This is a genomic window from Micromonospora sp. NPDC048907 (assembly GCF_055586885.1).
On sequence record NZ_JBVJHI010000002.1, the window covers coordinates 234,428 to 260,263 of the forward strand.

Sequence of the window (25,836 nt, forward strand, 5' to 3'; positions counted from 1 at the left end):
ACCTGCTCCACAATGAGCCGCGACCCCTCGCGACAGGAGCAGAGCATGACAGTCCTCGCGGGCGACACCTGGGGCGTCCCCGGCCCCGTCTTCCTCCGCTGGTACCTCGTGGCGGCCGTCGTCCTGGTCGTCGGCGCCGTGGCGTACCGCTGGCGCGCGCTGGCCGGCACCCCGGTCCACGACGGTGGGCCGCTCGGCCCGCAGCAGGTCGCGTACCTCAACGGGGGCGACCAGCTCGCCGTCTGGACCGCGCTCGGCGGGCTGCGCCGCGCCGGCGCGGTCGGCGTACGCCCCGATCGGCGGCTCACCACCGGCGGCCCGCTGCCGGCCGGGGTCACCCCGCTGGACCAGGCCATCCACCACGCGGCCCACCGGGGGCTGCGCTCCCGGGAGCTGGGCCAGGACGAGTGGGTCCGGCGCGCCCTCGACGAGCTGCGCGACGGCCTCGTGCGCCGCGGCCTGGCACTGGACTCGGAACGGCGGGCCACGCTGCGCCGCGGCGCGCTGCTCGTCGGGGCCCTGCTCGCGCTCGGCTTCGTCCGGGCCTTCGTCGGCATGTCCAACAGCCGGCCCGTCGGCTGGCTGATGCTCACCCTGGTGCCGCTGTTCATCGCGTTCTTCCTGCTCAACCGGGTGCCGTGGCGCACCCGCGCGGCCGACCGTGCGCTGCGCGAGCTGCGCCGCCAGCACACCTGGCTGCGTCCCTCCGCCGCGCCCGCGTACGCCACCTACGGCCCGTCCGACGCGGCCATGGGCGTCGCGCTGTTCGGCACCGCCACCCTGTGGACCATGGACCCCGGCTTCTCCGAGCAGGCCGAGATCCAGCGCCAGGCCATGGGGTCCGGCGGCAGCTCGGGCAGTTCGTGCGGGGGCGGCAGCTCCTGCGGGGGCGGCAGCTCGTGCGGCGGGGGCAGCTCCTGCGGGGGCGGTGGCGGCTGCGGCGGCGGTGGCGGGTGCGGCGGATGACGGCCGGACCGTCCGGTGTGGGCATCGGGTGGCGGCCCGAGATCGCCGGCTTCGTGGCCGGCCTGCCCGGGCTGCGCTTCGTCGAGGTGGTCGCCGAGACGGTCGCCCCGGCCGGGCCGCTCCCCGACGGCCTCGCCGAGCTGCGCGGTCGGGGCGTCACGGTCGTACCCCACGGGGTGAAGCTCTCCCTCGGCGGCGCGGAGCCGGTCGACCCGGGCCGGGTGGCGCACCTGGCCGGTGTGGCCGCGGCGCTGGACGCGCCGCTGGTCAGCGAGCACATCGCGTTCGTCCGGGCCGGCGGCCTGGAGGCCGGTCACCTGCTGCCGCTGCCGCGCAGCCGGGAGGCGGTGGCCGCGGTGGTGGCCAACGTGCGCCGGGCGCAGGCGGAGCTGCCGGTGCCGCTCGCCCTGGAGCCAATCGCCGCCCTCTTCGACTGGCCGGACGACGAGCTGGACGAGGCGGACTTCCTCACCGAGATCCTCGACGCCACCGGGGCGCTGCTGCTGCTCGACGTCGCCAACGTGCACGCCAACGCCCGCAACCGGGGCGGCGACCCGGCCGCCCTGCTGGACCGGCTGCCGCTGGAGCGGATCGCCTACGTGCACGTGGCCGGCGGCGCCGAGCGGGGCGGCTTCTACCACGACACGCACACCGACCCCGTCCCCGCCGAGGTGCTCGACCTGGTCCGGGAACTGTGCGACCGCCGCCGACCCCCGGCGCTGCTGCTGGAACGCGACGGCCACTACCCGCCCGCCGCCGAGCTGCGCGGCGAGCTGGACGCCCTGGCCGCCGCCTCCGCGTACCCGGTGGTCACGTGACCGCCGGGAACCTGGCCGGGCCGGGCGGCCACCACGTCCAGGCACCCGGCGGCGAGGTGACCGGCGGGGACCTCGCCGGGCGGCAGGCGGCGCTGGTCGCGGCGCTGGTGGCCGGCGGGCCGCTGCCCCCCGGGTTCGCCGCCGCGCCGGTGGAGGCGGCCCGGCGGGCGCTGCTGCGCAAGCGGGCCGGCGACGTGGCCCGGCACTGGCCGCTGCTGGCCGCCGGCCTCGGCGACACCTGGCCGGCCACCTTCGCCGGCTGGGCGGCCGGCCGCCCGACCAACGGCTCGCTGCGCGACGGCTGGGACCTGGCCCGGGAGCTGCGCGACCGGGGCACGCTGCCGCCGCTGGGCGCGGAGGAGCTGGCCGCCCGCGAGGCGGCGAGCCGCTACGACGGCCGCACCGCGCCCCGGCCCCGCCGGCTGCCGGCCGTCGCCCGGGCCGGCGGCGCCGTCGCGGCCCAGCTCGCCGGCCGGGTACGCCTGCTGCGGCCCGCGCCGCGCTGAGAGCGGGTGGCAGGCGCTCCCGGGGTACGGCAGGATCGGCGGTATGGATCTCGGACTCGCCGACCGGGTGTACGTGCTGACCGGCGCCTCGGGCGGCCTCGGTTTCGCCACCGCCGAGCAGCTCGTGGCCGACGGCGCCCGCGTCGTGATCTCGTCCCGGGCCCCGGAGCGGGTCGCCGCCGCCGTCGAGGCGCTCGGCGGGCCGGAGCGGGCGATCGGGCTGACCGCCGACCTCACCGACCCGGGCACCCCGGAGCGGCTCGTCGCGGCGGCACGCGAGCAGTTCGGCCGCCTCGACGGGGCGCTGATCTCGGTCGGCGGCCCGCCCCGGGGCACCGCCGCCCAGATCACCGACGAGCAGTGGCGGGAGTCCTTCGAGACGGTCTTCCTGGGCAGCGTCCGCACCGCGCGGACGGTGGCCGCCGCCCTCACCGACGGGGGCGCCGTCGGGCTGGTGCTGTCCACCTCGGTCCGCGGCCCGCTGCCCGGGCTCGGCATCTCCAACGGCCTGCGCCCCGGCCTGGCCGGGGTCGCCAAGGACCTCGCCGACGAGCACGGACCCCGCGGCGTCCGCGTGGTCAGCCTGCTGCCGGGGCGGATCATGACCGACCGCAACCGGGAGCTCCTGGCCGCGAGCGGCGACGCGGAGCGGGCCCGCGCCGAGGCCGAGGCGTCGATCCCGCTGGGCCGGATCGGCGACCCCGCCGAGTTCGGCCGGGTGGCCGCCTTCCTGCTCTCCCCCGCCGCCGGCTACGTCACCGGCGTGACCGTGCCGGTCGACGGCGGCGCGCTGCGCGGCCTGTGACGGCGCACCGGTGAGCGACCGACGCCGCCCCGCCGGCGGCCGCCCGGACGCCGCCCCCGGATCATCGGCCCGGCGCTACCCCCGGCCCAGCCGGGAACAGCTCGCCGCGGCCGCCGACCGCACGCTCCCCGACCTGATCGCGCCGGGGCTGGACGTGCTGTTCGTGGGGATCAACCCCGGCCTGTGGTCGGCGGCCACCGGCTGGCACTTCGCCCGTCCGGGCAACCGGTTCTGGCCGGCGCTGCACCGGGGCGGCTTCACCCCGCGCCAGTTGCACCCCAGTGAGCAGGACGAGCTGCCCGGCCTCGGGCTCGGCATCACCAACATGGTGGCCCGGGCCAGCGCCCGCGCCGACGAGCTGACCGCCGAGGAGCTGGTCGAGGGCGCGCGGGAGCTGACCGCCAAGGTGGCGCGCTACCGGCCGCGCTGGGTCGCGGTGGTCGGCGTGACCGCGTACCGGATCGGGTTCGCCCGGCCGAAGGCGGGTTTCGGGCCGCAGCCGGAACCGCTCGCGGCGGCCCGCCTGTGGGTGCTGCCCAACCCGAGCGGCCTGAACGCGCACTTCACCCCGGAGACGCTCGGTGCCGCGTTCGGGGAGCTGCGGGCCGCGGTCGCCGGCTAGGCGCGGTCACTCGGGCCGCTCCGGCAGGCGCTCCAGCCGGTTCCAACCGGTCCAGCCACGGTCGCGCATCAGCTCCATGAGCCGCTCCGCCCGCGGGTCGGTCTCGACGGCCAGTGCGTCCAGCAGGTCGTGCGGCAGATCGTCGTGCGCCTCCTCGCCGCTGATGACCTCACCGGAGCGGTATGCCTGATCCGCCACGGCAGCCAGGATGTCGGCGGCTTCCACCAGGAGCGATTCGTCGCCCGCGTCGCTCTCGAATATCTCGGACAGCACCCGGTAGAGCCGGACGTGTTGCGGATCGTCGAGGTACGCGAGTTTCGCGGGCATCCACTCGCGGACCCGATCCGGCCAGCGGGCCGCGACCAGGATCCAGCCGTTCCGCTCGGCCTCCACCATCCGCTCCGACGCGCCGATCTCCCGGAGCCGATCGAGGTAGGCGACCACCTCCGGTGGGAGCGCCAGGCTGTGCCCGGCGCTGAGCTGCGCGATCTGCGTGCGGCTGGTCTCCAGCCGTTCGATCTCCTGGCACAGGTGGTCGTCGATCCGCCGGACCGCGTCGGCGAAGGCCGCCGGGTCGGCGTCGAGCATCCGGCTGATCCGGGACAGCGGAACGCCGGCGTCGGCGAGGGTACGGATCTTGATGAGCGACACGACCGCCGTCGCCCCGTACCGCCGGTAACCCGACGCGTCCCGCTCCGGCTCGGGCAGCAGCCCGATCTGGTGGTAGTGCCGCACCGCCCGCACCGTGACGCCGGCGTACGCCGCCAGTTGACCAATCGTCAGCATGCCGTGATCCTGCCCTCCGCCGCCCGGCGCCGGCTCAGGAGATCTTGCGCCGGTAGGAGATACCGGCGAACGCGTAGGCCACGACCAGGATGCCGACGCACCAGGCGAGGGCGATCCAGATGTCGCCACCGACCCGCTGCTCGGTGAACAGGTCCCGGATCGCGTTGACGATCGAGGTGACCGGCTGGTGCTCGGCGAACGCGCGCACCGGGCCGGGCATCGACCCGGTGGGCACGAAGGCGGAGCTGATGAACGGCAGGAAGACGAGCGGGTAGGAGAACGCGCTGGCGCCGTCCACCGACTTCGCGGTGAGGCCGGGGATCACGGCGATCCAGGTCAGCGCCAGGGTGAACAGGAGCAGGATGCCGGCGACCGCGAGCCACGCCAGCACGCCCGCCCCGGAGCGGAAGCCGATGAGCAGGGCGACGCCGACCACGACCACGAGCGAGATCAGGTTGGCGACCAGCGAGGTCAGGACGTGCGCCCACAGCACGGCGGACCGCGCGATCGGCATGGACTGGAACCGTTCGAAGATGCCGCCCTGCAGGTCCAGGAACAGCCGGTAGGCGGTGTAGGAGATGCCCGAGGCGATCGTGATGAGCAGGATGCCGGGCAGCAGGTAGTTCACGTACGAGTCGGACCCGGTCTCGATCGCGCCGCCGAAGACGTAGACGAACAGCAGCAGGAAGGCGATCGGCATGATCGCGGTCGTGATGATGGTGTCCGGGCTGCGGGCGATGTGGCGCAGCGAACGGCCCAGGAGGACGGCGGTGTCGCCGAGGAAGTGCTTGTTCATCGCGGTGCCTTGTCCTTTCCGGCGCCCACGAGGGTGAGGAAGACGTCCTCGAGGGTCGGCTGCTTCTCGACGTACTGGATCTCGGCGGGTGGGAGGAGCCGCTTCAGCTCGTCGAGGGTGCCGTTCACGATGATCCGGCCCTCGTGGAGGATGGCGATCCGGTCGGCGAGCTGCTCCGCCTCGTCGAGGTACTGGGTGGTGAGCAGCACGGTCGTGCCGCCCCGGGCCAGCTCCCGGACGGCCTCCCACACCTCGATGCGCGCCTCCGGGTCCAGCCCGGTCGTCGGCTCGTCGAGGAAGATGACCGGCGGGTTCCCGATGAGGCTCATGGCGATGTCCAGCCGGCGGCGCATGCCACCGGAGTACGTCGCCACCCTCCGGGCGCCCGCCTCGGTGAGCGAGAAGCGCCGCAGCAGGTCGTCCGCGATCGCGCCCGGGTCCCGGAGGTGCCTCAGCCGGGCGACCAGGACCAGGTTCTCCCGCCCGGTGAGGATCTGGTCGACCGCCGCGAACTGCCCGGTGAGACTGATGGACTCGCGTACCTCGGCGGGCTGCGTCGCGACGTCGAAGCCGTTGACCCGGGCGGTCCCGGCGTCGGCCTTGAGCAGTGTGGAGAGGATCCTCACCATCGTGGTCTTGCCCGCCCCGTTCGAGCCGAGCAGGGCGAAGATGGTGCCCCGTGCCACGTCGACGTCCACGCCGCGCAGCACCGTGAGCTGCTTGAACGACTTTTCCAGGCCCCGCACCTGTATCGCGGGCGGTTCGACCTGAGGTGTTGTCGGCTTGTTCATGGCAGCCAGCATGGAGGGTTGACGCTGCGTCAGGGTCAAGCCCGCGGCGCGGATTTTCTGGCGACGGTCAGTTGGCGGCTGCCGGCGGCAGCGCCTCCTGCGCCACGTAGGTCCCGACCGGCACGGTGGTGACCACCCGCTCCGGCTGCTCCGGCTCCTGGTAGGGGGCCGGCGAGTCGGTGACCGCGAACTGGGTGCGGTAGAGCTCGGCGTAGAGGCCGCCGACGGCGACCAGCTCGTCGTGCCGGCCGCGCTCGACGATCCGCCCCTCGTCGAGGACGAGGATCTGGTCGGCGTCGCGGACCGTGGAGAGCCGGTGCGCGATGACCAGGGCGGTGCGCCCGGTCAGCGCCACCGACAGCGCCCGCTGCACGGCCGCCTCGCTCTCCGAGTCGAGGTGCGCGGTGGCCTCGTCCAGGATCACGATCGACGGGGCCTTGAGCAGCAGCCGGGCGATGGCGATGCGCTGCTTCTCACCGCCGGAGAAGCGGTAGCCGCGCTCGCCGACCGTGGTGTCCAGCCCGTCGGGCAGGGCGCGGACGAGGTCGGCGACCTGCGCCCCGGCCAGCGCGGCCCAGATCTCGTCGTCGGTCGCGTCCGGCTTGGCGTAGCGCAGGTTCTCCCGGATGGTCTCGTGGAACAGGTGCGAATCCTGCGTGACCACGCCGATCTCGTCGCGGAGCGAGGCGAGCGTGGCGTCCCGCACGTCGACCCCGCCGACGAGCACCTGGCCGTCGCTCACGTCGTAGATCCGGGAGATCAGCATGGACAGCGTCGACTTGCCGGCGCCGGAGGGACCGACCAGGGCCACCATCTGGCCGGGCTCGACGGCGAACGAGACGCCCTTGAGCACCGGCTCGTTGACCGTGCGGTCGAGCGCGGCGACCTCCTCCAGGGAGGCCAGCGAGACCTCGGCGGCGCTCGGGTAGCGGAACCGGACGTCGCGGAACTCGACGCGGCCGTTGCCCCGGGGCACCGGCCGGGCGTCGGGCTTCTCCTCGATGCCGGGGCGCAGGTCGAGCACCTCGAAGACCCGGTCGAAGGAGACCAGCGCGCTCATCACGTCGACCCGGACGTTGGAGAGCGCGGTGAGCGGGCCGTAGAGGCGGGTGAGCAGCAGTGCCAGCTTGACCACCGTGCCGGCGCTGACCGCGCCGGTGACGGCGAGCCAGCCGCCGAGCCCGTAGGTGAGCGCCTGGGCGAGGGAGGCGACGAGGAGCATGGCCACGAAGAAGGTGCGCGAGTACATGGCCGACTGGATGCCGATGTCGCGGACCCGCTCGGCCCGGCCGGCGAACCGGGTCGCCTCCACCTCCGGCGAGCCGAAGAGCTTGACCAGCAGGGCGCCCGAGACGTTGAACCGCTCGGTCATGGTCGCGTTCATCTTGGCGTCGAGGTTGTACGACTCGCGCGTGATCTCGGCCAGCCGCCGGCCGACCCGGCGGGCCGGGATGATGAAGATGGGCAGCAGCACCAGCGCCAGCACGGTGATCTGCCAGGACAGGATGAGCATCGCCCCGGCGGTCAGCACGAGCTGGATGACGTTGCTGACCACGCCGGACAGCGTCGAGGTGAACGCCCGCTGGGCCCCCAGCACGTCGTTGTTGAGCCGGCTGACCAGCGCGCCGGTCTGGGTGCGGGTGAAGAACTGCAGCGGCATCCGCTGCACGTGGTCGTAGACCCGGGTGCGCAGGTCGAGGATGATGCCCTCGCCGATCCGCGCCGAATACCACCGCTGGGCGAGCGAGAAGAGCGCGTCGGCCACGGCCAGCACCGCGATGATCAGCGCGAGCCGGACCACGGTGGCGCCCGCGTCGGGGCCCCGGCCGGCGATCGCGTCGATGACGTCACCGGCGAGCAGCGGGGTGGCCACCCCGATCACCGCCGCGATCACCACGGTGACCAGGAAGACGAGGATGTCGCGCCGGTAGGGCTGGGCGAACGCGACGATCCGCCGCGCCGTGCCGCGCTTGAGCTGGTGGGTGGAGATCTCGTCGCGGCTGCGCATCGACCGGAGCATGCTCCAGCCGCCCATGCCGCCACCGCCCATGGGGTTGGACACTCGTCACCTCCGGGTTGTCGGCAGCCGTGGACCGTCGGAGTCAATTCTCCCGACGACTACGACAACCTCGCGAGTAACCCGGATCTTCCCGAACGGTCCTTACTATTCGCCCCGCCCGGCCAGATCGCGGATCCGCCGGGTCTGCGCCTCCCGCTCGGCTCGCTGCTGCTCGGCGTGGCTCCGCCCGCCCGCGCCGGCGAGCAGCGCCTTGATCTCCACGATCGCGTCGCGGTTGTTGGCCAGCAGGCCGGCCGTCAGGTCGCGCACCGCGCCGTCGAGGTCCCCGGTCGGCACGACGAGGGTGGCCAGGCCGATCCGGTCCGCCTCGGCGGCGTCCATCCGGCGGCCGGTGGCGCAGATCTCCAGCGCGCGGGAATAGCCGACCAGCTCGGCGAGGCGCTTCGTGCCGGCCAGGTCGGGGACCAGGCCGAGGGTCACCTCGGCCATGGAGAGCCGGGCGTCCTCGGCGAGGACCCGCAGGTCGCAGGCGAGGGCGAGCTGGAAGCCGGCACCGATGGCGTGGCCCTGCACGGCGGCGATCGAGATGACGTCGGGCCGGTGCAGCCAGGTGAAGCCGCCCTGGTACTCGGCGATCCGGTCGGCGCACTCCTGCTCGGGCAGGGTGGACAGCTCGGCGAAGGAGCCCGGGCCGGAGGAGCCGGCGACCGAGAGGTCGAGGCCGGCGGAGAAGGCCCGCCCCTCACCACGCACCACCACGACGCGGACGTCGCCGGGCAGCTCCCGGGAGAAGTCGCTCATCGCGCGCCACATGGCCGGGGTCTGGGCGTTGAGCACGTCGGGCCGGCACAACGTCACCGTCGCGACCGGCCCGTCGCAGTCGAGTCGCACTCCGGTCGTCTCGGCGGTCACCGGACCGCCCGGAGCACAGCGCTGATGGACGACGCTGGGGGGCGGGTCACGCCTTCTTGCGGCGCCGGGCGCCGCCACGCTGCCGCAGCTGCACCCCGGACTCGGTGAGCACCCGGTGGATGAACCCGTAGGAACGGCCGGTCGAGGCCGCGAGCGCACGGATGCTCTCACCCGAGGTGTACCGCTTTACCAGGTCCTTGGCGAGCGTCTGCCGCTCGGCCCCGACGATCCGGCGACCCTTCTCAGTGCTGGTGGCTGTGCCGGTGGCTGCCATGCTGATTCCTCACGTCCCAGACTGTGCGGTTCGGATACGGTCCCACCTATTAGACCGCCTCGGACGATCATGCGCCAGATATCAACTATTCGCCAACCGACACGCTATGCAATGTCAGCTTCCCGATAGAGTGATCCTTCTGACCGGCCCAGCCGGAGTCGGCCGGCCGGATCATGAGAGGCCGACCAGCCGGCCGAGCCGTACGCTCCTCGGGTGATCGACCTGCTGGCCGCGGCGGCCGCCGCCGCGGGCGTCTTCGCCGCCACCAACATCGACGACATCGTCGTGCTCACCGTGTTCTTCGTGGCCGCCCGCGGCACCGGGCAGCCCCGCCCCTGGCAGATCGTCGCCGGCCAGTACGCGGGCATCGGCGCGCTCGTCGGGGTCGCCGTGGTGGTCGCCGCCGGCCTACTGGTGGTGCCCGACCCGTGGACCGGCCTGCTCGGGCTGCTGCCGATCGCGCTGGGCGTCCGCGCCCTGCTGGCCCGCCGGGGCGACGGCGACGAGCCGCCGGCCGTGGTCGGCAGCCTGCTCGGCGTTGCCGGGGTGACGGTGGCCAACGGCGCCGACAACATCGCCGTCTACGTGCCGGTGTTCCGCGCGCTCGACCCGGCCACCGGCCTGGTCTGGCTGCTGGTCTTCGCCGCCCTGGTGGCCGTCTGGTGCGCGGCCGCCGCCCTGCTCGGCAACCACCCGCGGGTGGTGTCCCTGGTCGGCCGCGCCGGCCACTGGCTGGTGCCGGCCGTCTTCATCGCCCTCGGCGTGGTCATCCTGGCCACCTCCGGCGTCCTGCCCCACCTGCTCCCCTGACCGGGGCTCAGGCCAGTTCGACCAGTTCCAGGAGGTCGTCGGACCAGGCGTCCTCGTCGCCGTCGGGGAGCAGGATGGCGCGGTCGGGCTTCAGGGCCAGCACCGCGCCCGGGTCGTGGGTGACCAGCACGATGGCACCCGGGTAGCGGGCGATCGCGTCCAGCACCTGCTCGCGGCTGACCGGGTCGAGGTTGTTCGTCGGCTCGTCGAGCAGCAGCACGTTGGCGCCGGAGCAGACCAGGGTGGCCAGGGCCAGCCGGGTCTTCTCACCGCCGGAGAGCACCCCGGCCGGCTTGTCGACGTCCTCGCCGGAGAACAGGAACGCGCCCAGGATCCGGCGCAGGTCCGTGTCGGTCTGCTCCGGCGCGGCGCTGCGCATGTGCTCCAGGATCGTCCGCTCCACGTCCAGCGTCTCGTGCTCCTGCGCGTAGTAGCCGAGCCGCAGCCCGTGCCCCGGGCGCACCTCGCCGGTGTCGGGTTCGAGCAGGCCGCCGAGCATCCGCAGCAGGGTGGTCTTGCCGGCGCCGTTGAGGCCCAGGATCGCCACCCGGGAGCCACGGTCCACGGCCACGTTCACGTCGGTGAAGATCTCCAGCGACCCGTACGACTTGGACAGGCCGGAGGCGGTGAGCGGGGTCTTGCCGCACGGCGCCGGGGTGGGGAAGCGCACCTTCGCCACCTTGTCGGCGACCCGCACGTCCTCCAGGCCGGACAGCAGCTTCTCGGCCCGCCGGGCCATGTTCTGCGCGGCGACGGTCTTGGTGGCCTTGGCCCGCATCTTGTCCGCCTGGGCCATCAGCGCGCCGGCCTTCTTCTCCGCGTTGGCCCGCTCCCGGCGGCGGCGCCGCTCGTCGGTCTCCCGCGCCTCCAGGTACGCCTTCCAGCCCAGGTTGTAGACGTCGACCACGGAGCGGGTGGCGTCCAGGAACCAGACCTTGTTGACCACGGCCTCCAGCAGGGACGCGTCGTGGGAGATCACGATGAGGCCGCCCTTGTGGTTGCCGAGGAACCCGCGCAGCCAGGTGATCGAGTCGGCGTCGAGGTGGTTGGTCGGCTCGTCGAGCAGCAGGATGCCGCCGCCGTTCTCGCCGGCGTCGCGGAACAGGATCCGGGCCAGCTCGATGCGGCGGCGCTGGCCGCCGGAGAGGGTGCCGATGGTCTGCGCCAGGGCGCGGTCGGGCAGGCCGAGGTTCGCGCAGATCCGGGCCGCCTCGGCCTCGGCCGCGTAGCCGCCCAGGGAGGCGAACTGGTCCTCCAGCGCGCCGTAGCGGCGGACCAGCTTCTCGTCGTCGGCGCCCTCGGCGAGCTTCTCCTCCAGCTCCTTCATCTGCGCCATGAGCACGTCCAGCCCGCGGGCGGAGAGCACCCGGTCCCGCCCGGTGACCTCCAGGTCGCCGGTGCGCGGGTCCTGCGGCAGGTAGCCGATGGCGCTGCGCCGGTCGATCTGCCCGGCGTACGGCTGCCCCTCCCCCGCCAGCACCTTGAGGGTGGTGGTCTTGCCGGCTCCGTTGCGGCCGACCAGGCCGATCCGGTCACCCGGCTGCACCCGCAGCGTGGTGTCGGACAGCAGGATCCGGGAACCGGCGCGCAGCTCCAGGCCGGTGGCGTTGATCATGTCGAGGTACTCGCTCTCGGGGTTCGGCGAAGGGCTGACTCAGGGCACGCGAAAGCGCCGGCGGGTCATCAGTTCCCGTCGGCGCGGGGCCGTTCAGCCTTCGCAGCGCAGCACGCGCCAATTGTACCGGGCGCTCCCCGGCCGGCCCGCCGGATTACCGCGCAAGATCATCGGGTACCGAAAACCCCGTCCGGACCCGGTCCGGTACCGCAACCACCACATACGGACTAATCGGTGATCGGGGTCAACATGGAGCTGAACGAGAACGCGCGGGTCGACACCAGCCAGGTGGATGACCGGCGAGGGTCCGGCGGAGGCGGCGGGATGGGCATCCCGATCCCGATCGGCGGTGGCCGGGGCGGGATCGTGGGCATCATCATCGCCGTCCTGGTCGCCCTGGTGGGCGGCGGCTTCGGGCTGAACGCGGCCACCAACGGCGGCGGGTCCGAGCAGGGCGACAACACCTCGCTGGAGCAGAAGTGCTCCGCGGAGGACGCGCTGAAGCAGCTCGACTGCCGCAACACGCTGTATGTCAACTCGATCCAGGCGTACTGGCGGACCGCCCTGCCGGAGGTGTTCGGCGACCAGTACAAGCCGTCGAAGACCGTGTTCTTCAGCCAGAACGTGAACACCGGCTGCGGCGCGGCCGACTCCGGGGTCGGCCCGTTCTACTGCCCGGCCGACGACCTGGTCTACATCGACCTCACCTTCTACCGCCTCCTCGCCGAGCAGCTCGGCGCCGAGGGCGAGTTCGCCCAGCCGTACGTGCTGGCCCACGAGTACGGGCACCACGTGCAGGACCTGCTCGGCACCGAGGCGCAGATGCGCCGCCAGCAGCAGCGCGACCCGCAGAGCGCCAACACGCTGTCGGTGAAGCTGGAACTCCAGGCCGACTGCTACGCCGGCGCCTGGGCGAAGAACGCCACCGGCACCTCCGACGAGCAGGGCCAGAAGATCTTCAAGAGCATCACCGACCAGGACATCCAGCAGGCGATCGACACCGCCGAGAAGATCGGCGACGACGCGATCCAGCAGCGCTCCGGCCGGCCGGTGAACCCGGACGAGTTCACCCACGGCACCTCCGAGCAGCGCAAGCAGTGGTTCACCAGGGGCTTCTCCACCGGTGACCCGAAGGCCTGCGACACCTTCGGCTCCGCGCAGTAAGCCGGAGCGGTACGTCCTCGGGCCGTCGGCCTGCACCGCCGAGACATCCAACGGGGCAGGACGACGGCCCGATGTCGTGTTCCCGGCGGGTCAGGCCGGCAGGGTCACCTGGCCCGGGGTCGGCCGCGGGGTGGTGGTGCCGTCGCCCAGCTGGCCCCCACTGTTGTCGCCCCAGCACCACAGGCCGCCGTCGGTACGGATCGCGCAGCTGTGGTCGGCGACGGCGGGGCCGCCCGTCCAGGTGGTGGCGTCACCGACGCGGGTCGGCGCCGTCCGGTGGGTGGTGGTGCCGTCGCCCACCTGCCCCGTCGTGTTCTTGCCCCAGCACCAGAGGCTGCCGTCCGTGCGGGACGCGCACGTGGTGTCGCCGCTCGCCCCGACCCGGCTCCACGTGGTGGCCGTGCCGACCTGGACCGGCGCGGTCTGGAAGCTGCCGCTCGCGCCCAGTTGCCCGTACCCGTTCTCACCCCAGCACCAGAGGGTGCCGCCCCGGACCCCGCAGGTGTGGGCGTAGCCGGCCGTGACGCCGGTCCAGGTGGTCGCGGTTCCGACCTGTGCGGGCGTCGTCTGCGAGCCCAGGGTGCCGAGACCGAGCTGCCCGTCCGAGCTGTAGCCCCAGCACCACAGCGTGCCGTCGGTGCGGACGCCGCAGGTGTGCGCGAAGCCGGTCGAGACGCTCGCCCAGTTGGTCGCCGTGCCGACCTGCAGCGGGGTCGTCGCGACGTACGGCGAGCTGCCGACGCCCAGCTGCGAGGTCCGGTTGAAACCCCAGCACCACAGCGTGCCGTCGGTCCGCACGGCGCAGGTGTGCGCGGGGCCGGCGTCGACCCTGGCCCAGGAGTCGGCGCTGCCCACCTGGACCGGGGTGCGCCGGCTGGTGGTGGTCCCGTCACCGAGCTGACCCCGGGAGTTGGAGCCCCAGCACCACAGCGTCCCGTCCGTCCGGATCGCGCAGGTGTGCCCGGACCCGGCGTCGACGCCGGTCCAGGTGGCGGTGCCGACCCGTGCCGGAGTGCTCCGGTTGGTGGTGGTCCCGTCACCGAGCTGACCGCTGTAGTTCGAGCCCCAGCACAGCAGTCCCCCGTCGGTACGGATCGCGCACGTGTGTGCGGCGCCCGCGGTGACGCTGGTGACCGCCGGGGCGGCGAGCACGCCACGCTGGGGGGCGGGGCTCGCGGCCGCCGTGCCCGTCGTCAGCGCGGCGGTGAGCACGGCGCTTCCGATGGACATCGCCGCCGCAGCGGCGAGAAACCTTGTCGCACGGCGCCACCGGGCCCGCAGCCGTCCGTCCTGATGTCCGCTCATGGAGTTGTCGTCTCCCAACGATGTCGGTGCCTGATAGCGGAGACGAAGCTGCCCCGGCGGGTCGCCCGGAGACCCGCCACTTCGTGGCACCGACCCTATGCATCGCTCGGTTTCAATGCATCAACGGCGAGCCGGATTGCGCTGTCTTGATGGGATCTTTCCCATTCAGCGGACCAGGATGTGGACCGCCCGGGCCGCCGAGACGGCAGCGACCAGGACCGCCTGCCGAGGCTCGGGCACGTCGAGGAGGCGGCCGGCGCGCAGCGCCGTGAGCGGGGCCAGCCGACGGTCGGCCAGCACCGTGTCCACCGCCCGCCGGTCGCCGCCGCAGACCAGGGCCGTCAGGGTCGACGCCTCCGGCAGCAGCAGGCGTACGGCCAGCTCGGCCGCGTCGCCCAGCGCCGCCTTCGCCTGGTTGTCGCGGCGCCGGGCGAAGCGCTGCTGGGACCAGCCGCCGGCGGCGGTGCGGCCCTGCACGTACCGGGTGTCCACCTTGGAGACGACCAGCTCGGCGCCCTCGGCGACGCCGACCGCCACCGCGCCCTTGCGGGCCAGCAGCAGGCCGAGCCGGCGGGGCGCGCCGGCCGCGGCCACGAACCCGGGCACGTCGGCGGCGACCGGGGCGCCGGGCGGGGTGTGCAGTTCGGCGGTGGCGCCGTCGGGGGCGGTGAGCAGCAGGCCGTACCCCTCCACGGTCGTGGTGGGCGGGCCGTGCCGGTCGGCGAAGCCCTCGACCCAGCGGGCGACGCGGGCCGGGTCGACCTCGACCCACCGGCCGCCCCCGGCTGCGGGTCGGCTGGTCACCGCCCGACCGTACGGCACCAGCGGCTCAGTCGGGCAGCAGGGTGGCGACCGCCAGGGCGGCGATCAGGGCGCTGGAGACCAGGCCGGTGACCAGGCGGCCGCGCGGTCCGGCCAGCGCCCGGCCGACCATGGTGCCGCCACCGGCGACGACCAGTTGCCAGCTCGCCGAGGCCAGGAAGGCGCCGGCCACGAAGAACGCGGCCGTGGCCGCGTCCGGGTCGGCGGTGTCCTGGCGGCCGAGCACCAGCGCGGCGAAGTAGACGACCGTGGCCGGGTTCAGCAGCGTGAGGCCGAGCAGCGCCGCGTACGCGCGCCCGGGGCTGTTCAGCCCCCGCCCCACCGGCGCCTCCGCGACCTCCCGGGTCCGGCGGGCGGACCAGGTCCGCCACAGCCCGTGGCCGGCGAGGCCGAGCAGGACGAGCGCGGCCACCACCCGCAGCGGGCCCGCGACCGGCGCGACGATCCCGGCCAGGCCGGCGCCGCCGAGCGCGGCGGCCGCCGCGTAGAGCCCGTCGGCGGTGGCCACGGCGAGCGCCGCGGCCGCGCCGACCCGGAAGCCGGTGCGGGCGCTGAGCCCGAGGATGAGGATCGCGATCGCGCCGACCGGGACGGCGACGCCGTAGCCGGCCACCAGACCGGCGAGGAACGCCCCGGTCACGACGGCGGGCGGCGGGTCGAGGCGGCCGGCGGCAGGGTGCGCTGTCGGCGCGCGGCGGTGGCCGCACGGACAGGAACCTGCTTCGGGTACGCCTCGATCACGCGCCCATCGTGCCTGCCCCTCCCCCGAGCCGCCACCGGATTACCCACCCCGGTCCGCGTCGGGCGCGGAGGATGTCGTGGCGTGGACACCCGGCGGGTCGGGTGGGCGGCGCTCGACCATACTGGTCCGCCATGGACCTGGACGAGTATCAGCGCGGCGCCCTCCGTACGGCCGCTCCACGGGACAAGCGGAACGAGCTGCTCCACCTGGTGCTCGGGCTGGTCGGCGAGTCGGGTGAGATCGCGGAGAAGTTCAAGAAGTGGGTCCGGGACCTGGACAGCGACGAGTCGCGGCTCGACCGGGCCGACATCGCCCGGGAACTCGGCGACGTGCTCTGGTACCTGGCGGTGCTCGCCGACTACCTCGACCTGTCGCTGGACGACATCGCGGCGGCCAACCTGGCCAAGCTGGCCAGCCGCCGGGACCGTGGCGTGCTGGGCGGCAGCGGCGACGACCGCTGAGCCAGGGGGCGGTCGGGCCGCGTTCGGGGGTGGAACGGGTCGAGCGCGGCACCCGCGGGGGTGTCGCGCTCGACGGTGACCGGGGAACGGTCAGACGTTGAAGCCGAGGGAGCGGAGCTGGTCCCGGCCCTCGTCGGTGATCTTGTCGGGCCCCCACGGCGGCAGCCAGACCCAGTTGATCCGGATGTCGTCGACCAGGCCGCCGCCCGGGCCGGTGGTCAGCGCCTGCCGGGCCTGGTCCTCGATGACGTCGGTCAGCGGGCACGCCGCCGAGGTCAGCGTCATGTCCAGGGTGGCGACGTTCTGATCGTCGACGTGGATGCCGTACACCAGGCCGAGGTCGACCACGTTGATGCCCAGCTCGGGGTCGACGACGTCCTTCATCGCCTCTTCGATGGCGTCGATCGCGGCCTTGCCGCCGGCCGCCGCGCCGTCCGTCGCCACCGCGCCGGTCTCCGGCGTCGGGGCGGTCTCTTCGCTGCTCATGCCTTCACCTCCGGGCTCACGCCCACCCCGGCGCGTGCCGCGGCGTCCTTGAACGCCATCCACGACAGCAGCGCGCATTTCACCCGGGCCGGGTAGCGCGCGACACCCGCGAACGCCACCCCGTCTCCGAGCACGTCCTCGTCCGGCGTGACCTGGCCACGCCCGGACATCAACTCGACGAACGCCTCGTGCACCGCGGCGGCGTCGTCGGCGGCCCGGCCGCGCAGCAGCTCGTGCAGCACGCTGGCCGACGCCTGGCTGATCGAGCAGCCCATCCCGTCGTACGAGATGTCGGTGAACACCTTGCCGTCGGTCGTCACCCGCACGGTGATCTCGTCGCCGCAGGTCGGGTTGACGTGGTGCGCCTCGCCGACCGCGGCGGCCGGGTCGGTCGCGTCCCGCAGGCCGCGGCCGTGCGGATGCTTGTAGTGATCCAGGATGATCTCCTGGTAGAGCTGGTCGAGCCGCATCAGTCGAACACCTTCCGCACCTGCTCGAGACCGGCCACCAGCGCGTCGATCTCCTCGGTCGTGGTGTACAGGTAGAACGACGCCCGGGTCATGGCCGGCACGCCGAACCGGGTGCACACCGGCTTGGCGCAGTGGTGCCCCACCCGGACCTGCACGCCAAGCGAGTCGAGCACCTGCCCGACGTCGTGCGGGTGCACGTCGCCGAGCGCGAACGAGATCGTCCCGCCCCGGCCCACCGGCACGTTCGGGCCGAAGACGCGCAGCCCCGGCACGGTGGCGAGGGCGTCCAGCGCGTACGCCGTCAGCTCCTTCTCGTGCCACTGGATGGCCGGCATCCCGATCCCGGTGAGGTAGTCGACCGCCGCGCCGAGCGCGACCGCCTCGGCGATCGGCGGGGTGCCCGCCTCGAACCGGGCCGGCGGCGCGGCGAACGTGGAGCGGGCCATCGACACGGTCTCGATCATCGAGCCGCCACCGAACACCGGGGGCATCGCGGCGAGCAGCTCGCCCCGGCCCCACAGCACACCGATGCCGGTCGGGCCGCACATCTTGTGGCCGGTGAAGACGATGAAGTCCGCGTCGTAGTCGACCACGTCCATGGGCAGGTGCGGCACCGACTGCGAGCAGTCGAGCAGCAGCAGGGCACCCACCTCACGGACCCGCTGGGTGATCCGCGCGGTGGCGTTGACCGTGCCGAGGATGTTCGACATGTGCACCAGCGAGACGATCTTCGTCCGCTCGGTGACCAGGTCGTCCAGCCCGGACTCGTCGAGCCGGCCGTGGTCGGTCACCGGGAACCAGCGCAGGGTCGCGCCGGTGCGCTCCGCGAGGAGCTGCCACGGGACGATGTTCGAGTGGTGCTCCATCTCGGAGATGACGATCTCGTCACCCGGGCCGATGCGGAACCGCGGGTCGGCGTCCGGGCGCAGCGAGGCGTTCGAGAACGCGTACGCCACCAGGTTGATCGCCTCGGTGGAGTTCTTGGTGAAGACCACCTCGTCCGCGCTGGGCGCGTTGATGAACGCGGCGATCTTCGCCCGCGCCCCCTCGTACGCCTCGGTCGCCTCGGTGCCCAGCGTGTGCACCGAGCGCGACACGTTGGCGTTGTGCATCGCGTAGTGCTCGGCGAGCACGTCGAGCACCTGCCGCGGCTTGTGCGAGGTGTTGGCGCTGTCGAGGTAGACCAGCGGGTGCCCGTTGACCTCCCGGTCCAGGATCGGGAAGTCGGCCCGCACCCGCGCCACGTCGTAGCGGGGCACGTCGTCGTACTGCGGCATGCCCGACGGGATCGCGATGGAGGTCATCGGTGCTCAGGCCCGCGCCGAGCCGGCCCCGGCGACGTACCGCTCGTAGCCCTCTTCCTCGAGCTTGTCGGCCAGCTCCGGGCCGCCCTGCTCGACGATCCGGCCGGCCACGAAGACGTGCACGAAGTCGGGCTTGATGTAGCGCAGGATCCGCGTGTAGTGGGTGATCAGCAGCAGGCCGGTGTCGCCGGTGTCGCGCACCCGGTTGACGCCCTCGCTGACCACGCGCAGCGCGTCCACGTCGAGGCCGGAGTCGGTCTCGTCGAGGATGGCGATCCGCGGCTTGAGCAGCTCCAGCTGCATGATCTCGTGCCGCTTCTTCTCGCCGCCGGAGAAGCCCTCGTTGACGTTGCGCTGGGCGAACGCCGGGTCCATCTGGAGCTTCTCCATGGCGCCGCGCAGCTCGCCGGCCCAGGTGCGCAGCTTCGGCGCCTCGCCGTCGATGGCGGTCTTGGCGGTGCGCAGGAAGTTGGCCACCGAGACGCCGGGGACCTCGACCGGGTACTGCATGGCCAGGAAGAGGCCGGCGCGGGCCCGCTCGTCGACGGACATGGCCAGCACGTCCTCGCCGTCGAGGGTCACCGAGCCGCCGGTGATCTCGTACTTGGGGTGACCGGCGATCGAGTACGCCAGGGTCGACTTGCCGGAGCCGTTCGGGCCCATGATGGCGTGGGTCTCGCCCGACCGCACGGTCAGGTCGACACCGGAAAGGATCGGCTTGAGCTCACCCTCGGGCAGCTTGACCGACACCTTCAGGTCGCGGATCTCCAGGGTGCTCATCAGCGGGTCACTCCATTGCTCGGCGTCAGGCTGACGTAGATGTCGCCGTCGCGGACTTCGACGGGATAGACGGGAACGGGTTCGGTGGCGGGCAGCCCGGTGGGCTCACCCGTCCGTAGGTCGAAACGGGATCCGTGCAGCCAGCATTCCAGCGTGCACCCGTCGACCTCGCCCTCGGACAGGGCCACCGCGGCGTGCGAGCACTCGTCGTACACGGCGTAGAACGCGTCGTCCTCGCCGTGCACGATCGCGATCTGCGTGCCGTCGACGTCGGCGCTGATCGCGGTGCCCTTGGGCACGTCCTCGGTCGAGCAGATCTTGATCATCAGGCGCCGGCCTTGGCGAGGCGGGCCTCGATCGCGTCGCCGAGCCGCTCGCGCAGCTCCTCGACCGGGATCTTGTTGACCAGCTCGGCGAAGAAGCCGCGGACCACCAGGCGGCGGGCCTCGCCCTCCGGGATGCCCCGCGCCATCAGGTAGAAGAGCTGCTCGTCGTCGAAGCGGCCGGTCGCGCTGGCGTGCCCGGCGCCGGCGATCTCGCCGGTCTCGATCTCCAGGTTGGGCACCGAGTCGGCCCGGGCGCCGTCGGTGAGCAGCAGGTTCCGGTTGATCTCGTACGTGTCGGTGCCGGTCGCCTCGGCCCGGATCAGCACGTCACCGACCCAGACGGTGTGCGCGCTGTCGCCCTGCAGGGCGCCCCGGTAGCCGACGTAGCTGCGGCAGTCCGGCACGGTGTGGTCGACCAGCTGCCGGTGCTCCAGGTGCTGGCCGGAGTCGGCGAAGTAGACGCCGTACAGCTCGGCCTCGCCGCCGCGCTGCGTGTACTCCACCGAGGTGTACTGCCGGACCAGGTCGCCGCCGAGGCTCACCTGGACGTGGATCACCTTGGCGTCGCGGCCCAGCTTGACCTTGAGGTGCTGCGCCTGCACCGCGTCCTCGGCCCAGTCGGCGACGGTGACCAGGGTGAGCTTCGCGCCGTCGCCGACCGACACCTCGACGTTGTCGGCAAGGGTGGCCGACCCGACGTGCTCCAGCACCAGGGTCACCTCGGCGAACCGGCCCACCTCGACGAAGGTGTGGCCGAGGGCGAGCGCGTCCGCGCCTCCGCCGACCACCCGCAGGCTCACCGGCGCCTCGACCACGGCGTCCCGGGCGACCTGCACCAGCAGCGCCTCGTCGACCCCGCCGTACGCCAGCGCGCTGATCCGGTCGAACGGGGTGAGCACGCTGCCCACCCGCGGGTCGTCCCTGCCGATCCGGCCGACGGTGACGCCCTCCGGCAGGTCGCCGTGCTCGTGGCGGACCGTGCCGGTCGCGGCCTGCGCCTCGCCGGCGGCCAGCCCGCGCAGGCGCTTGAGCGGGGTGAAGCGCCACTCCTCCTCCAGGCCGGTGAGGGCCGGGAAGTCGGCGACGTCGTACGAGCGGAGCGCCTGCGACTTGGTCGCGGGCGGCGCGGAAGCCTGGGTAGTCATCTCTTCCTTGGTCTGTCTGTTCCGGGACGACGAGATCGGGGCCTGGTGTGGCGGACCGGGGTTGCCGGCCCGCCACGCGGGAGCGGCGGCGTCAGCCGACCGCGCCCTCCATCTGGAGCTCGATCAGGCGGTTGAGCTCCAGGGCGTACTCCATCGGGAGCTCCTTGGCGATCGGCTCGATGAAGCCGCGCACGATCATGGCCATCGCCTCGTCCTCGCTCAGGCCCCGGCTCATCAGGTAGAAGAGCTGGTCGTCGCTGATCTTGGAGACGGTCGCCTCGTGCCCCATCGACACGTCGTCCTCACGGATGTCGACGTAGGGGTAGGTGTCGGAGCGGGAGATGGTGTCGACCAGCAGCGCGTCGCACTTGACCGTGCTCCGGCTGCTGTGCGAGCCCTCCAGCACCTGCACCAGGCCCCGGTACGAGGTGCGGCCGCCGCCCCGGGCGATCGACTTCGACACGATGGTCGAGGAGGTGTGCGGCGCGGCGTGCACCATCTTGGCGCCCGCGTCCTGGTGCTGGCCCTCGCCGGCCATGGCCACCGAGAGCACCTCGCCCTTGGCGTGCTCACCGGTCATGTAGACCGCCGGGTACTTCATGGTGACCTTGGAGCCGATGTTGCCGTCGACCCACTCCATGGTCGCGCCCTCGTGGCAGACGGCGCGCTTGGTCACCAGGTTGTAGACGTTGTTCGACCAGTTCTGGATGGTCGTGTAGCGGCACCGGGCGTTCTTCTTGACGATGATCTCCACGACCGCGCTGTGCAGCGAGTCCGAGGAGTAGAGCGGCGCGGTGCAACCCTCGACGTAGTGCACGTACGCGCCCTCGTCGACGATGATCAGCGTCCGCTCGAACTGGCCCATGTTCTCCGTGTTGATCCGGAAGTAGGCCTGCAGCGGGATCTCCACGTGCACGCCCTTCGGCACGTAGATGAACGAGCCACCGGACCAGACGGAGGTGTTCAAGGCGGCGAACTTGTTGTCGCCGACCGGGATCACCGTGCCGAAGTACTCCTTGAAGATGTCCTCGTGCTCGCGCAGCGCCGTGTCGGTGTCCAGGAAGATGACACCCTGCTCCTCGAGGTCCTCACGGATCTTGTGGTAGACGACCTCGGACTCGTACTGCGCCGCGACGCCGGCGACCAGCCGCTGCTTCTCCGCCTCGGGGATGCCCAGCCGGTCGTAGGTGTTCTTGATGTCCTCGGGCAGGTCCTCCCAGCTGGTGGCCTGCTTCTCGGTGGACCGCACGAAGTACTTGATGTTGTCGAAGTCGATCCCGGTGAGGTCCGCGCCCCACGCCGGCATCGGCTTGCGGCCGAACAGCCGCAGGCCCTTGAGGCGCAGGTCGAGCATCCAGGCCGGCTCGTTCTTCTTGGCCGAGATGTCCCGCACCACCGCCTCGTTCAGGCCGCGCTGGGCAGCCGCCCCCGCGACATCGGGGTCGGCCCAGCCGTACTCGTAGCGACCGAGGGCGGCGAGCTGCTCCTCCTGGGTCAGGGGCTGGACGATCTGCTCGGTCATCTATCTGTCCTCACAGTGGTGACGGTGTTACCGGACTGGGCACGCGGCTGGGCGGGGATGTGCGTGGTGCACACCCCGTCGCCGTGCGCGATGGTGGCCAGGCGCTGCACGTGGGTGCCGACCAGACGGGAGATCACCGCGGTCTCGGCCTCGCACAGCTGGGGGAACTCGGCGGCCACGTGCGCCACCGGGCAGTGGTGCTGGCACAGCTGGCCGCCGGAGGCGATCGTGGACGCGTTGGCAGCGTAACCCTCGGCGGTCAGTGCCCCCGCGAGCGCCTCCGCCCGGGCCAGGGGGTCGTCGCCGGCGTCCTCCATGGCGGCGCGGCAGCGCTCCTCCAGCGCGGTCACCTGCTCGGCGGCGAACGCCTCGACGGCCCGCGAGCCGCCCGTGCGGGCGATCCAGCGCAGGGCGGCCGTGGCGATGTTGTCGTAGTGGTGGGTGCCGCAGCGCACCCGGGCCGCCTCGGTGAGCACGAAGACCCGGGCCGGTCGGCCCCGGCCCCGGCTGCCCCGCACGACCTGCTCGCGGGCCTCCACGTCGCCGTCGGCCAGCATGGCGTCGAGGTGCCGGCGGATCGCGGCCGGGCTGAGCCCGAGCGCCGAGCCGAGCTGGCCGGCGGTCGTCGCGCCCTGCTCCAGCAGCAGCTGGGTGACCCGGTCACGGGTGGAGAGATCGGCGGACGCGGCAGTGCTGGCGACCGGAGCGGTCGCCTGGTGGTGCCCGGAGAGCGCCGCCGCGTTTTTCACAACGCCAACGTTACGTAATTCGCCGGAGCCCCGCAAACCCGGGGTCCGGTGATCCCGACCACCGAGGTGACGGAGTCACCCGATCGAGCTCAACTACGGTGCGTAGGATTCGCTCCGTGAAGGCTTTCGCCCGGTTCCCGGTCTCCCCCACGCTCCTGCGCCGCCTCGCGTACACCTCGATCATCGCGAACGTGGCGATCGTGGTCACCGGCGGGGGGGTCCGGCTCACCCGCTCCGGGCTCGGCTGCCCCACCTGGCCCCGGTGCACCGACGAGTCGTACATCGCCACGCCGGAGATGGGCGTCAACGGGGCGATCGAGTTCGGCAACCGGCTGCTCACCTTCGCCGTGGGCATCATCGCGCTGGCCGTGGTGCTCGCCGTGCTGGCCCAGCGGACCCGGCCGCGCGGGCTGCTGCCGCTGGCGATCGGCGTGCTGTTCGGCATTCCCGCCCAGGCCGTGGTCGGCGGCATCACCGTGCTCACCAACCTCAACCCGTGGGTGGTCGGGCTGCACTTCCTCGCCTCGATGGCGGTGATCGCCGCCGCGTACGCGCTCTGGCGGCGCACCGTCGAGCCGGACGGGCCGGTCCGCCCGACCGTGCCGGCGCCGCTGCGTACCCTCGCCGGGCTCACCACCGTGGTCAGCGCGGCCGTGCTGGTGGTCGGCACCTGGGTGACCGGCAGCGGCCCCCACGCGGGCGACCAGGGCGCGGCCCGCAACGGCCTGGACCCGGAGGCGATCTCGCAGGTGCACGCCGACGCGGTGTTCCTGCTGATCGGCCTCTCGGTGGCGCTGCTCCTCGCGTTCCGCGCGGTGGGCGCCGCCCGGGCCGCCCGGGCCGCCGGGGTGCTGGTCGCGGTCGAGCTGGGCCAGGGCCTGATCGGCTTCGTCCAGTACTTCACCCACCTGCCCGCCGTGCTTGTCGCCGCGCACATGCTCGGCTCCTGCCTGGTGCTGCTGGCGACCCTGGGCGTGCTCTGGGCCACCCGGGAGCGGCGTCCGGCCGCCCCGCCGGCCACGGCCGCCGCCGCGCCGGCCGGCCAGCCGGTCACCGCCGCCGCCTGAGCCACTCCCCCCCGGCGTTACGCCCGGCGGGCAGCGGGAATGCGGTCCGCCACGGATCGTCCGCCCGAGGGGAGCCGCCGGTGTCGCGCAAGGGCCTGTCCACGACCGTCCCGCAGCGGCTGACGCCGGTGGCCGGCGCGCCGCTGTGGTGCGACGCCCTCGACTTCGGGCTCACCGGCGACGGCGTGACCAACGACCAGCCCGCGCTGGCCGCCCTGGTGGAGCGGCTCGGTGACGGGTACGCCGCGGACGGCCGGGCCCGGGTCATCTACTGCCCGCCGGGCATCTACTCGATCCGGGACGCCGGCACCGTGTGGCGCAGCGGGGTGTCGCTGATCGGCGCGGGGTCGGCCGCGACCCGGTTCCTGCTCAGCAACGAGGGCAACCGGAGCGATCCGGTCCCGCTGGCGTTCTGGACCACCGTGCAGCACGGCGCGGACCGGGACCGGCACATCGCCGACTGCACCTTCGCCGACTTCGAGATCGACGGCTCCGGCGTCGGCATGGCCCAGTACAACTACCTGGCCAAGGGCCTCGGGCTCCAGTACGTGGTGCGCGGCGTCTTCCGGAACCTCTACATCCACCACACCGGCGCGACCGGGCTGGGCTGCGACTTCCTCCAGGACAGCCTGATCGACGGCGTGGTCGTGGTGGGCTGCGGCCGGCTGGACAACGGCGAGCAGATGGGCGGCGCGGGCATCGGCGTCGGCATCGGCGGCTGGGGCGACGTGGAGCGGCTCACGATCGCCAACTGCACCACCCTGGGCAACGGGACCAACGGGATCTTCCTGGAGCTGCAGAAGGACTACTGGCCTCCCCCGCGCGGCTACCGCATCGTGGGGTGCCACAGCCAGGCGAACCGGTTCGGCATCTCCGACTGGGGGGCCGACGGGCTGATCGTCTCGGCCTGCACGCTGACGAACAACCTGGAGGCGGGCTTCGACGTGTCGGCCAACGGCACGGCCGGGATCGCCGGCCGCGGCGGGCTGCTGACCGACTGCGTGATCGACCGCAACGTCGGCGACGGGATCAGCATGGGCAACACCCCCGGCCCGTACGCGATCCGGGGCAACCGGATCAGCCGCAACGGCGGCTACGGCTACCACGAGCACGACCTGGGCCACGGCTACCGGGGCGCCGCGGAGGACGTGGTGATCCAGGGCAACCACATCTGGGACAACGCGCTGGACGGGATCCGGATCGACCGGCCGATGATCGACGCCGCGGTGGTGGACAACCGGATCCGGGACAACGGGCGCCGGTCCGCGCCCGCCTGCCGCGGCTCCGGTGCGACGGTGCGCTACGCCCAGCGCCAGGTGACCGACGGGACGGCGGACTGGCCGCCCGGCGGGCACCGGGGCAAGATCGTGCGGGTCGACTCGCGGACCGCGGTCGTCGCCGACAACACCGGCAACGAGCTGTCCCTGGCCGAGGTGCGGCCCGACGGGGCCAGCGGCTGGAACGAGGCCACCCCGGCGCCCGGCACGCCGTACGAGCTGCCCGCCGGCCCGCCGGAGCGCGCCGGGATCGCGATCAACGCCCCGTTCGACTCGGCCACCGTGCGGGGCAACCGGATCTGGCACCGGGACGAGCACACCCAGACCTACGGACTGTGGATCACCGAAGCGGGCAGTTGCGTGTCCTGCCGGGTGGAGGACAACGACGTCACCGGGAACGAGGCGGCGATCCGGCTGGACACCCCGCCGATCGGCGGCCGCTGGGAGCGCAACCACTGCGACGAGCAGTGACGGCCGCCCCGGCCCGCCGGGCGC

At 73.1% G+C, this 25,836-nt stretch carries 28 protein-coding genes; 10 read left to right on the forward strand and 18 right to left on the reverse strand.

The features are described 5' to 3' along the window. The first annotated feature begins 45 nt into the window (after positions 1 to 45). Genes ACZ6PY_RS06220 through mug form a run of 5 tightly spaced genes read left to right on the forward strand, consistent with a single transcriptional unit; the run spans position 46 to position 3,717 of the window. Complete coding sequence (locus ACZ6PY_RS06220; protein WP_466069765.1) at positions 46 to 966, forward strand: TIGR04222 domain-containing membrane protein; 921 nt, start codon at positions 46 to 48, stop codon at positions 964 to 966. After that, positions 963 to 1,784: an MbnB/TglH/ChrH family RiPP precursor modification enzyme gene (locus ACZ6PY_RS06225; protein ID WP_466069767.1), complete on the forward strand. Its 822-nt coding sequence runs from the start codon at positions 963 to 965 to the stop codon at positions 1,782 to 1,784. Before ACZ6PY_RS06220 ends, ACZ6PY_RS06225 begins: the two co-directional genes overlap by 4 nt. 11 nt (positions 1,785 to 1,795) lie before the next feature. Continuing rightward, positions 1,796 to 2,290 (forward strand): SCO6045 C-terminal-like domain-containing protein, encoded by a 495-nt coding sequence (locus tag ACZ6PY_RS06230; RefSeq protein WP_466070756.1) that lies wholly within the window; start codon positions 1,796 to 1,798, stop codon positions 2,288 to 2,290. Between the two features lie 43 nt (positions 2,291 to 2,333). Next, positions 2,334 to 3,095 carry an SDR family oxidoreductase gene (locus ACZ6PY_RS06235; RefSeq protein WP_466069769.1) on the forward strand — a complete coding sequence of 254 codons (762 nt, stop codon included), beginning with the start codon at positions 2,334 to 2,336 and terminating at the stop codon, positions 3,093 to 3,095. A gap of 10 nt (positions 3,096 to 3,105) precedes the next feature. Next, entirely contained in the window at positions 3,106 to 3,717 is a 612-nt protein-coding gene (gene mug, locus ACZ6PY_RS06240; RefSeq protein ID WP_466069771.1) for a G/U mismatch-specific DNA glycosylase, read from the forward strand. 6 nt (positions 3,718 to 3,723) lie between these two features. Here the strand turns inward: mug and ACZ6PY_RS06245 are convergent, their stop codons facing one another. From ACZ6PY_RS06245 to ACZ6PY_RS06270, 6 genes are all read right to left on the reverse strand, one after another. Further along, positions 3,724 to 4,503, reverse strand: a complete 780-nt coding sequence (locus tag ACZ6PY_RS06245; RefSeq protein WP_466069772.1) for a MerR family transcriptional regulator — start codon at positions 4,501 to 4,503, stop codon at positions 3,724 to 3,726. A gap of 34 nt (positions 4,504 to 4,537) precedes the next feature. Next, positions 4,538 to 5,299, reverse strand: a complete 762-nt coding sequence (locus tag ACZ6PY_RS06250; protein ID WP_466069773.1) for an ABC transporter permease — start codon at positions 5,297 to 5,299, stop codon at positions 4,538 to 4,540. Then, on the reverse strand, positions 5,296 to 6,090 hold the full coding sequence (locus ACZ6PY_RS06255; RefSeq protein WP_466069775.1) for an ABC transporter ATP-binding protein: 795 nt from the start codon (positions 6,088 to 6,090) through the stop codon (positions 5,296 to 5,298). The genes ACZ6PY_RS06250 and ACZ6PY_RS06255 overlap by 4 nt, the downstream gene beginning before the upstream one ends. Before the next feature lie 67 nt (positions 6,091 to 6,157). Continuing rightward, a complete protein-coding gene (locus tag ACZ6PY_RS06260; RefSeq protein ID WP_466070758.1) occupies positions 6,158 to 8,140 on the reverse strand; it encodes an ABC transporter ATP-binding protein in 1,983 nt (660 codons plus the stop codon). A 114-nt stretch (positions 8,141 to 8,254) separates the two neighbouring features. Continuing rightward, a complete protein-coding gene (locus tag ACZ6PY_RS06265; protein ID WP_262286253.1) occupies positions 8,255 to 9,022 on the reverse strand; it encodes an enoyl-CoA hydratase/isomerase family protein in 768 nt (255 codons plus the stop codon). 46 nt (positions 9,023 to 9,068) lie between these two features. After that, entirely contained in the window at positions 9,069 to 9,296 is a 228-nt protein-coding gene (locus ACZ6PY_RS06270; RefSeq protein ID WP_007462679.1) for a helix-turn-helix domain-containing protein, read from the reverse strand. 213 nt (positions 9,297 to 9,509) lie between these two features. Here ACZ6PY_RS06270 and ACZ6PY_RS06275 point away from each other — a divergent pair, with 213 nt between their 5' ends. Then, complete coding sequence (locus ACZ6PY_RS06275) at positions 9,510 to 10,106, forward strand: cadmium resistance transporter (protein ID WP_466069777.1); 597 nt, start codon at positions 9,510 to 9,512, stop codon at positions 10,104 to 10,106. Between the two features lie 7 nt (positions 10,107 to 10,113). Here ACZ6PY_RS06275 and ACZ6PY_RS06280 read toward each other — a convergent pair whose 3' ends face one another. Next, complete coding sequence (locus ACZ6PY_RS06280) at positions 10,114 to 11,721, reverse strand: ABC-F family ATP-binding cassette domain-containing protein (RefSeq protein WP_313719375.1); 1,608 nt, start codon at positions 11,719 to 11,721, stop codon at positions 10,114 to 10,116. Positions 11,722 to 11,970: 249 nt separating this feature from the next. Between ACZ6PY_RS06280 and ypfJ the strand changes: the two genes are divergently transcribed. Beyond that, entirely contained in the window at positions 11,971 to 12,885 is a 915-nt protein-coding gene (gene ypfJ / locus ACZ6PY_RS06285) for a KPN_02809 family neutral zinc metallopeptidase (protein WP_466070760.1), read from the forward strand. A 90-nt stretch (positions 12,886 to 12,975) separates the two neighbouring features. On the opposite strand, the gene ACZ6PY_RS06290 is transcribed toward ypfJ, so the two are convergent. From ACZ6PY_RS06290 to ACZ6PY_RS06300, 3 genes are all read right to left on the reverse strand, one after another. Next, on the reverse strand, positions 12,976 to 14,190 hold the full coding sequence (locus ACZ6PY_RS06290; protein WP_466069779.1) for an RCC1 domain-containing protein: 1,215 nt from the start codon (positions 14,188 to 14,190) through the stop codon (positions 12,976 to 12,978). A 165-nt stretch (positions 14,191 to 14,355) separates the two neighbouring features. Continuing rightward, positions 14,356 to 14,994, reverse strand: a complete 639-nt coding sequence (locus ACZ6PY_RS06295; protein WP_466069781.1) for an acVLRF1 family peptidyl-tRNA hydrolase — start codon at positions 14,992 to 14,994, stop codon at positions 14,356 to 14,358. Between the two features lie 25 nt (positions 14,995 to 15,019). Next, positions 15,020 to 15,652, reverse strand: a complete 633-nt coding sequence (locus ACZ6PY_RS06300) for a LysE family transporter (RefSeq protein WP_466069782.1) — start codon at positions 15,650 to 15,652, stop codon at positions 15,020 to 15,022. 233 nt (positions 15,653 to 15,885) lie between these two features. On the opposite strand from ACZ6PY_RS06300, the gene ACZ6PY_RS06305 reads away from it, so the two are divergent. Next, entirely contained in the window at positions 15,886 to 16,215 is a 330-nt protein-coding gene (locus ACZ6PY_RS06305) for a nucleoside triphosphate pyrophosphohydrolase family protein (protein WP_466069784.1), read from the forward strand. A 90-nt stretch (positions 16,216 to 16,305) separates the two neighbouring features. Here the strand turns inward: ACZ6PY_RS06305 and ACZ6PY_RS06310 are convergent, their stop codons facing one another. From ACZ6PY_RS06310 to ACZ6PY_RS06345, 8 genes are all read right to left on the reverse strand, one after another. Continuing rightward, a complete protein-coding gene (locus ACZ6PY_RS06310; protein WP_466069786.1) occupies positions 16,306 to 16,701 on the reverse strand; it encodes a metal-sulfur cluster assembly factor in 396 nt (131 codons plus the stop codon). Beyond that, positions 16,698 to 17,171 carry a Fe-S cluster assembly sulfur transfer protein SufU gene (sufU, locus tag ACZ6PY_RS06315; RefSeq protein ID WP_466069788.1) on the reverse strand — a complete coding sequence of 158 codons (474 nt, stop codon included), beginning with the start codon at positions 17,169 to 17,171 and terminating at the stop codon, positions 16,698 to 16,700. Before sufU ends, ACZ6PY_RS06310 begins: the two co-directional genes overlap by 4 nt. Further along, the gene (locus ACZ6PY_RS06320; RefSeq protein ID WP_466069790.1) at positions 17,171 to 18,475 is read right to left on the reverse strand and encodes a cysteine desulfurase; all 1,305 of its coding nucleotides are present in this window, start codon (positions 18,473 to 18,475) and stop codon (positions 17,171 to 17,173) included. The genes sufU and ACZ6PY_RS06320 overlap by 1 nt, the downstream gene beginning before the upstream one ends. A 6-nt stretch (positions 18,476 to 18,481) precedes the next feature. Then, entirely contained in the window at positions 18,482 to 19,255 is a 774-nt protein-coding gene (gene sufC / locus ACZ6PY_RS06325; RefSeq protein ID WP_466069792.1) for a Fe-S cluster assembly ATPase SufC, read from the reverse strand. Then, a complete protein-coding gene (locus ACZ6PY_RS06330; protein WP_091270089.1) occupies positions 19,255 to 19,581 on the reverse strand; it encodes a non-heme iron oxygenase ferredoxin subunit in 327 nt (108 codons plus the stop codon). Before ACZ6PY_RS06330 ends, sufC begins: the two co-directional genes overlap by 1 nt. Beyond that, positions 19,581 to 20,726 carry a Fe-S cluster assembly protein SufD gene (sufD, locus tag ACZ6PY_RS06335; protein ID WP_466069795.1) on the reverse strand — a complete coding sequence of 382 codons (1,146 nt, stop codon included), beginning with the start codon at positions 20,724 to 20,726 and terminating at the stop codon, positions 19,581 to 19,583. Before sufD ends, ACZ6PY_RS06330 begins: the two co-directional genes overlap by 1 nt. A 91-nt stretch (positions 20,727 to 20,817) precedes the next feature. Then, on the reverse strand, positions 20,818 to 22,248 hold the full coding sequence (gene sufB / locus ACZ6PY_RS06340; RefSeq protein ID WP_107075697.1) for a Fe-S cluster assembly protein SufB: 1,431 nt from the start codon (positions 22,246 to 22,248) through the stop codon (positions 20,818 to 20,820). Beyond that, positions 22,245 to 22,997 (reverse strand): helix-turn-helix transcriptional regulator, encoded by a 753-nt coding sequence (locus tag ACZ6PY_RS06345; protein WP_466069797.1) that lies wholly within the window; start codon positions 22,995 to 22,997, stop codon positions 22,245 to 22,247. The genes sufB and ACZ6PY_RS06345 overlap by 4 nt, the downstream gene beginning before the upstream one ends. A 98-nt stretch (positions 22,998 to 23,095) precedes the next feature. Between ACZ6PY_RS06345 and ACZ6PY_RS06350 the strand changes: the two genes are divergently transcribed. Both ACZ6PY_RS06350 and ACZ6PY_RS06355 read left to right on the forward strand, forming a co-directional pair. Then, positions 23,096 to 24,064 carry a COX15/CtaA family protein gene (locus ACZ6PY_RS06350; protein WP_466069799.1) on the forward strand — a complete coding sequence of 323 codons (969 nt, stop codon included), beginning with the start codon at positions 23,096 to 23,098 and terminating at the stop codon, positions 24,062 to 24,064. An 80-nt stretch (positions 24,065 to 24,144) separates the two neighbouring features. Then, a complete protein-coding gene (locus tag ACZ6PY_RS06355; RefSeq protein WP_466069801.1) occupies positions 24,145 to 25,812 on the forward strand; it encodes a right-handed parallel beta-helix repeat-containing protein in 1,668 nt (555 codons plus the stop codon). Positions 25,813 to 25,836: the final 24 nt, after the last annotated feature.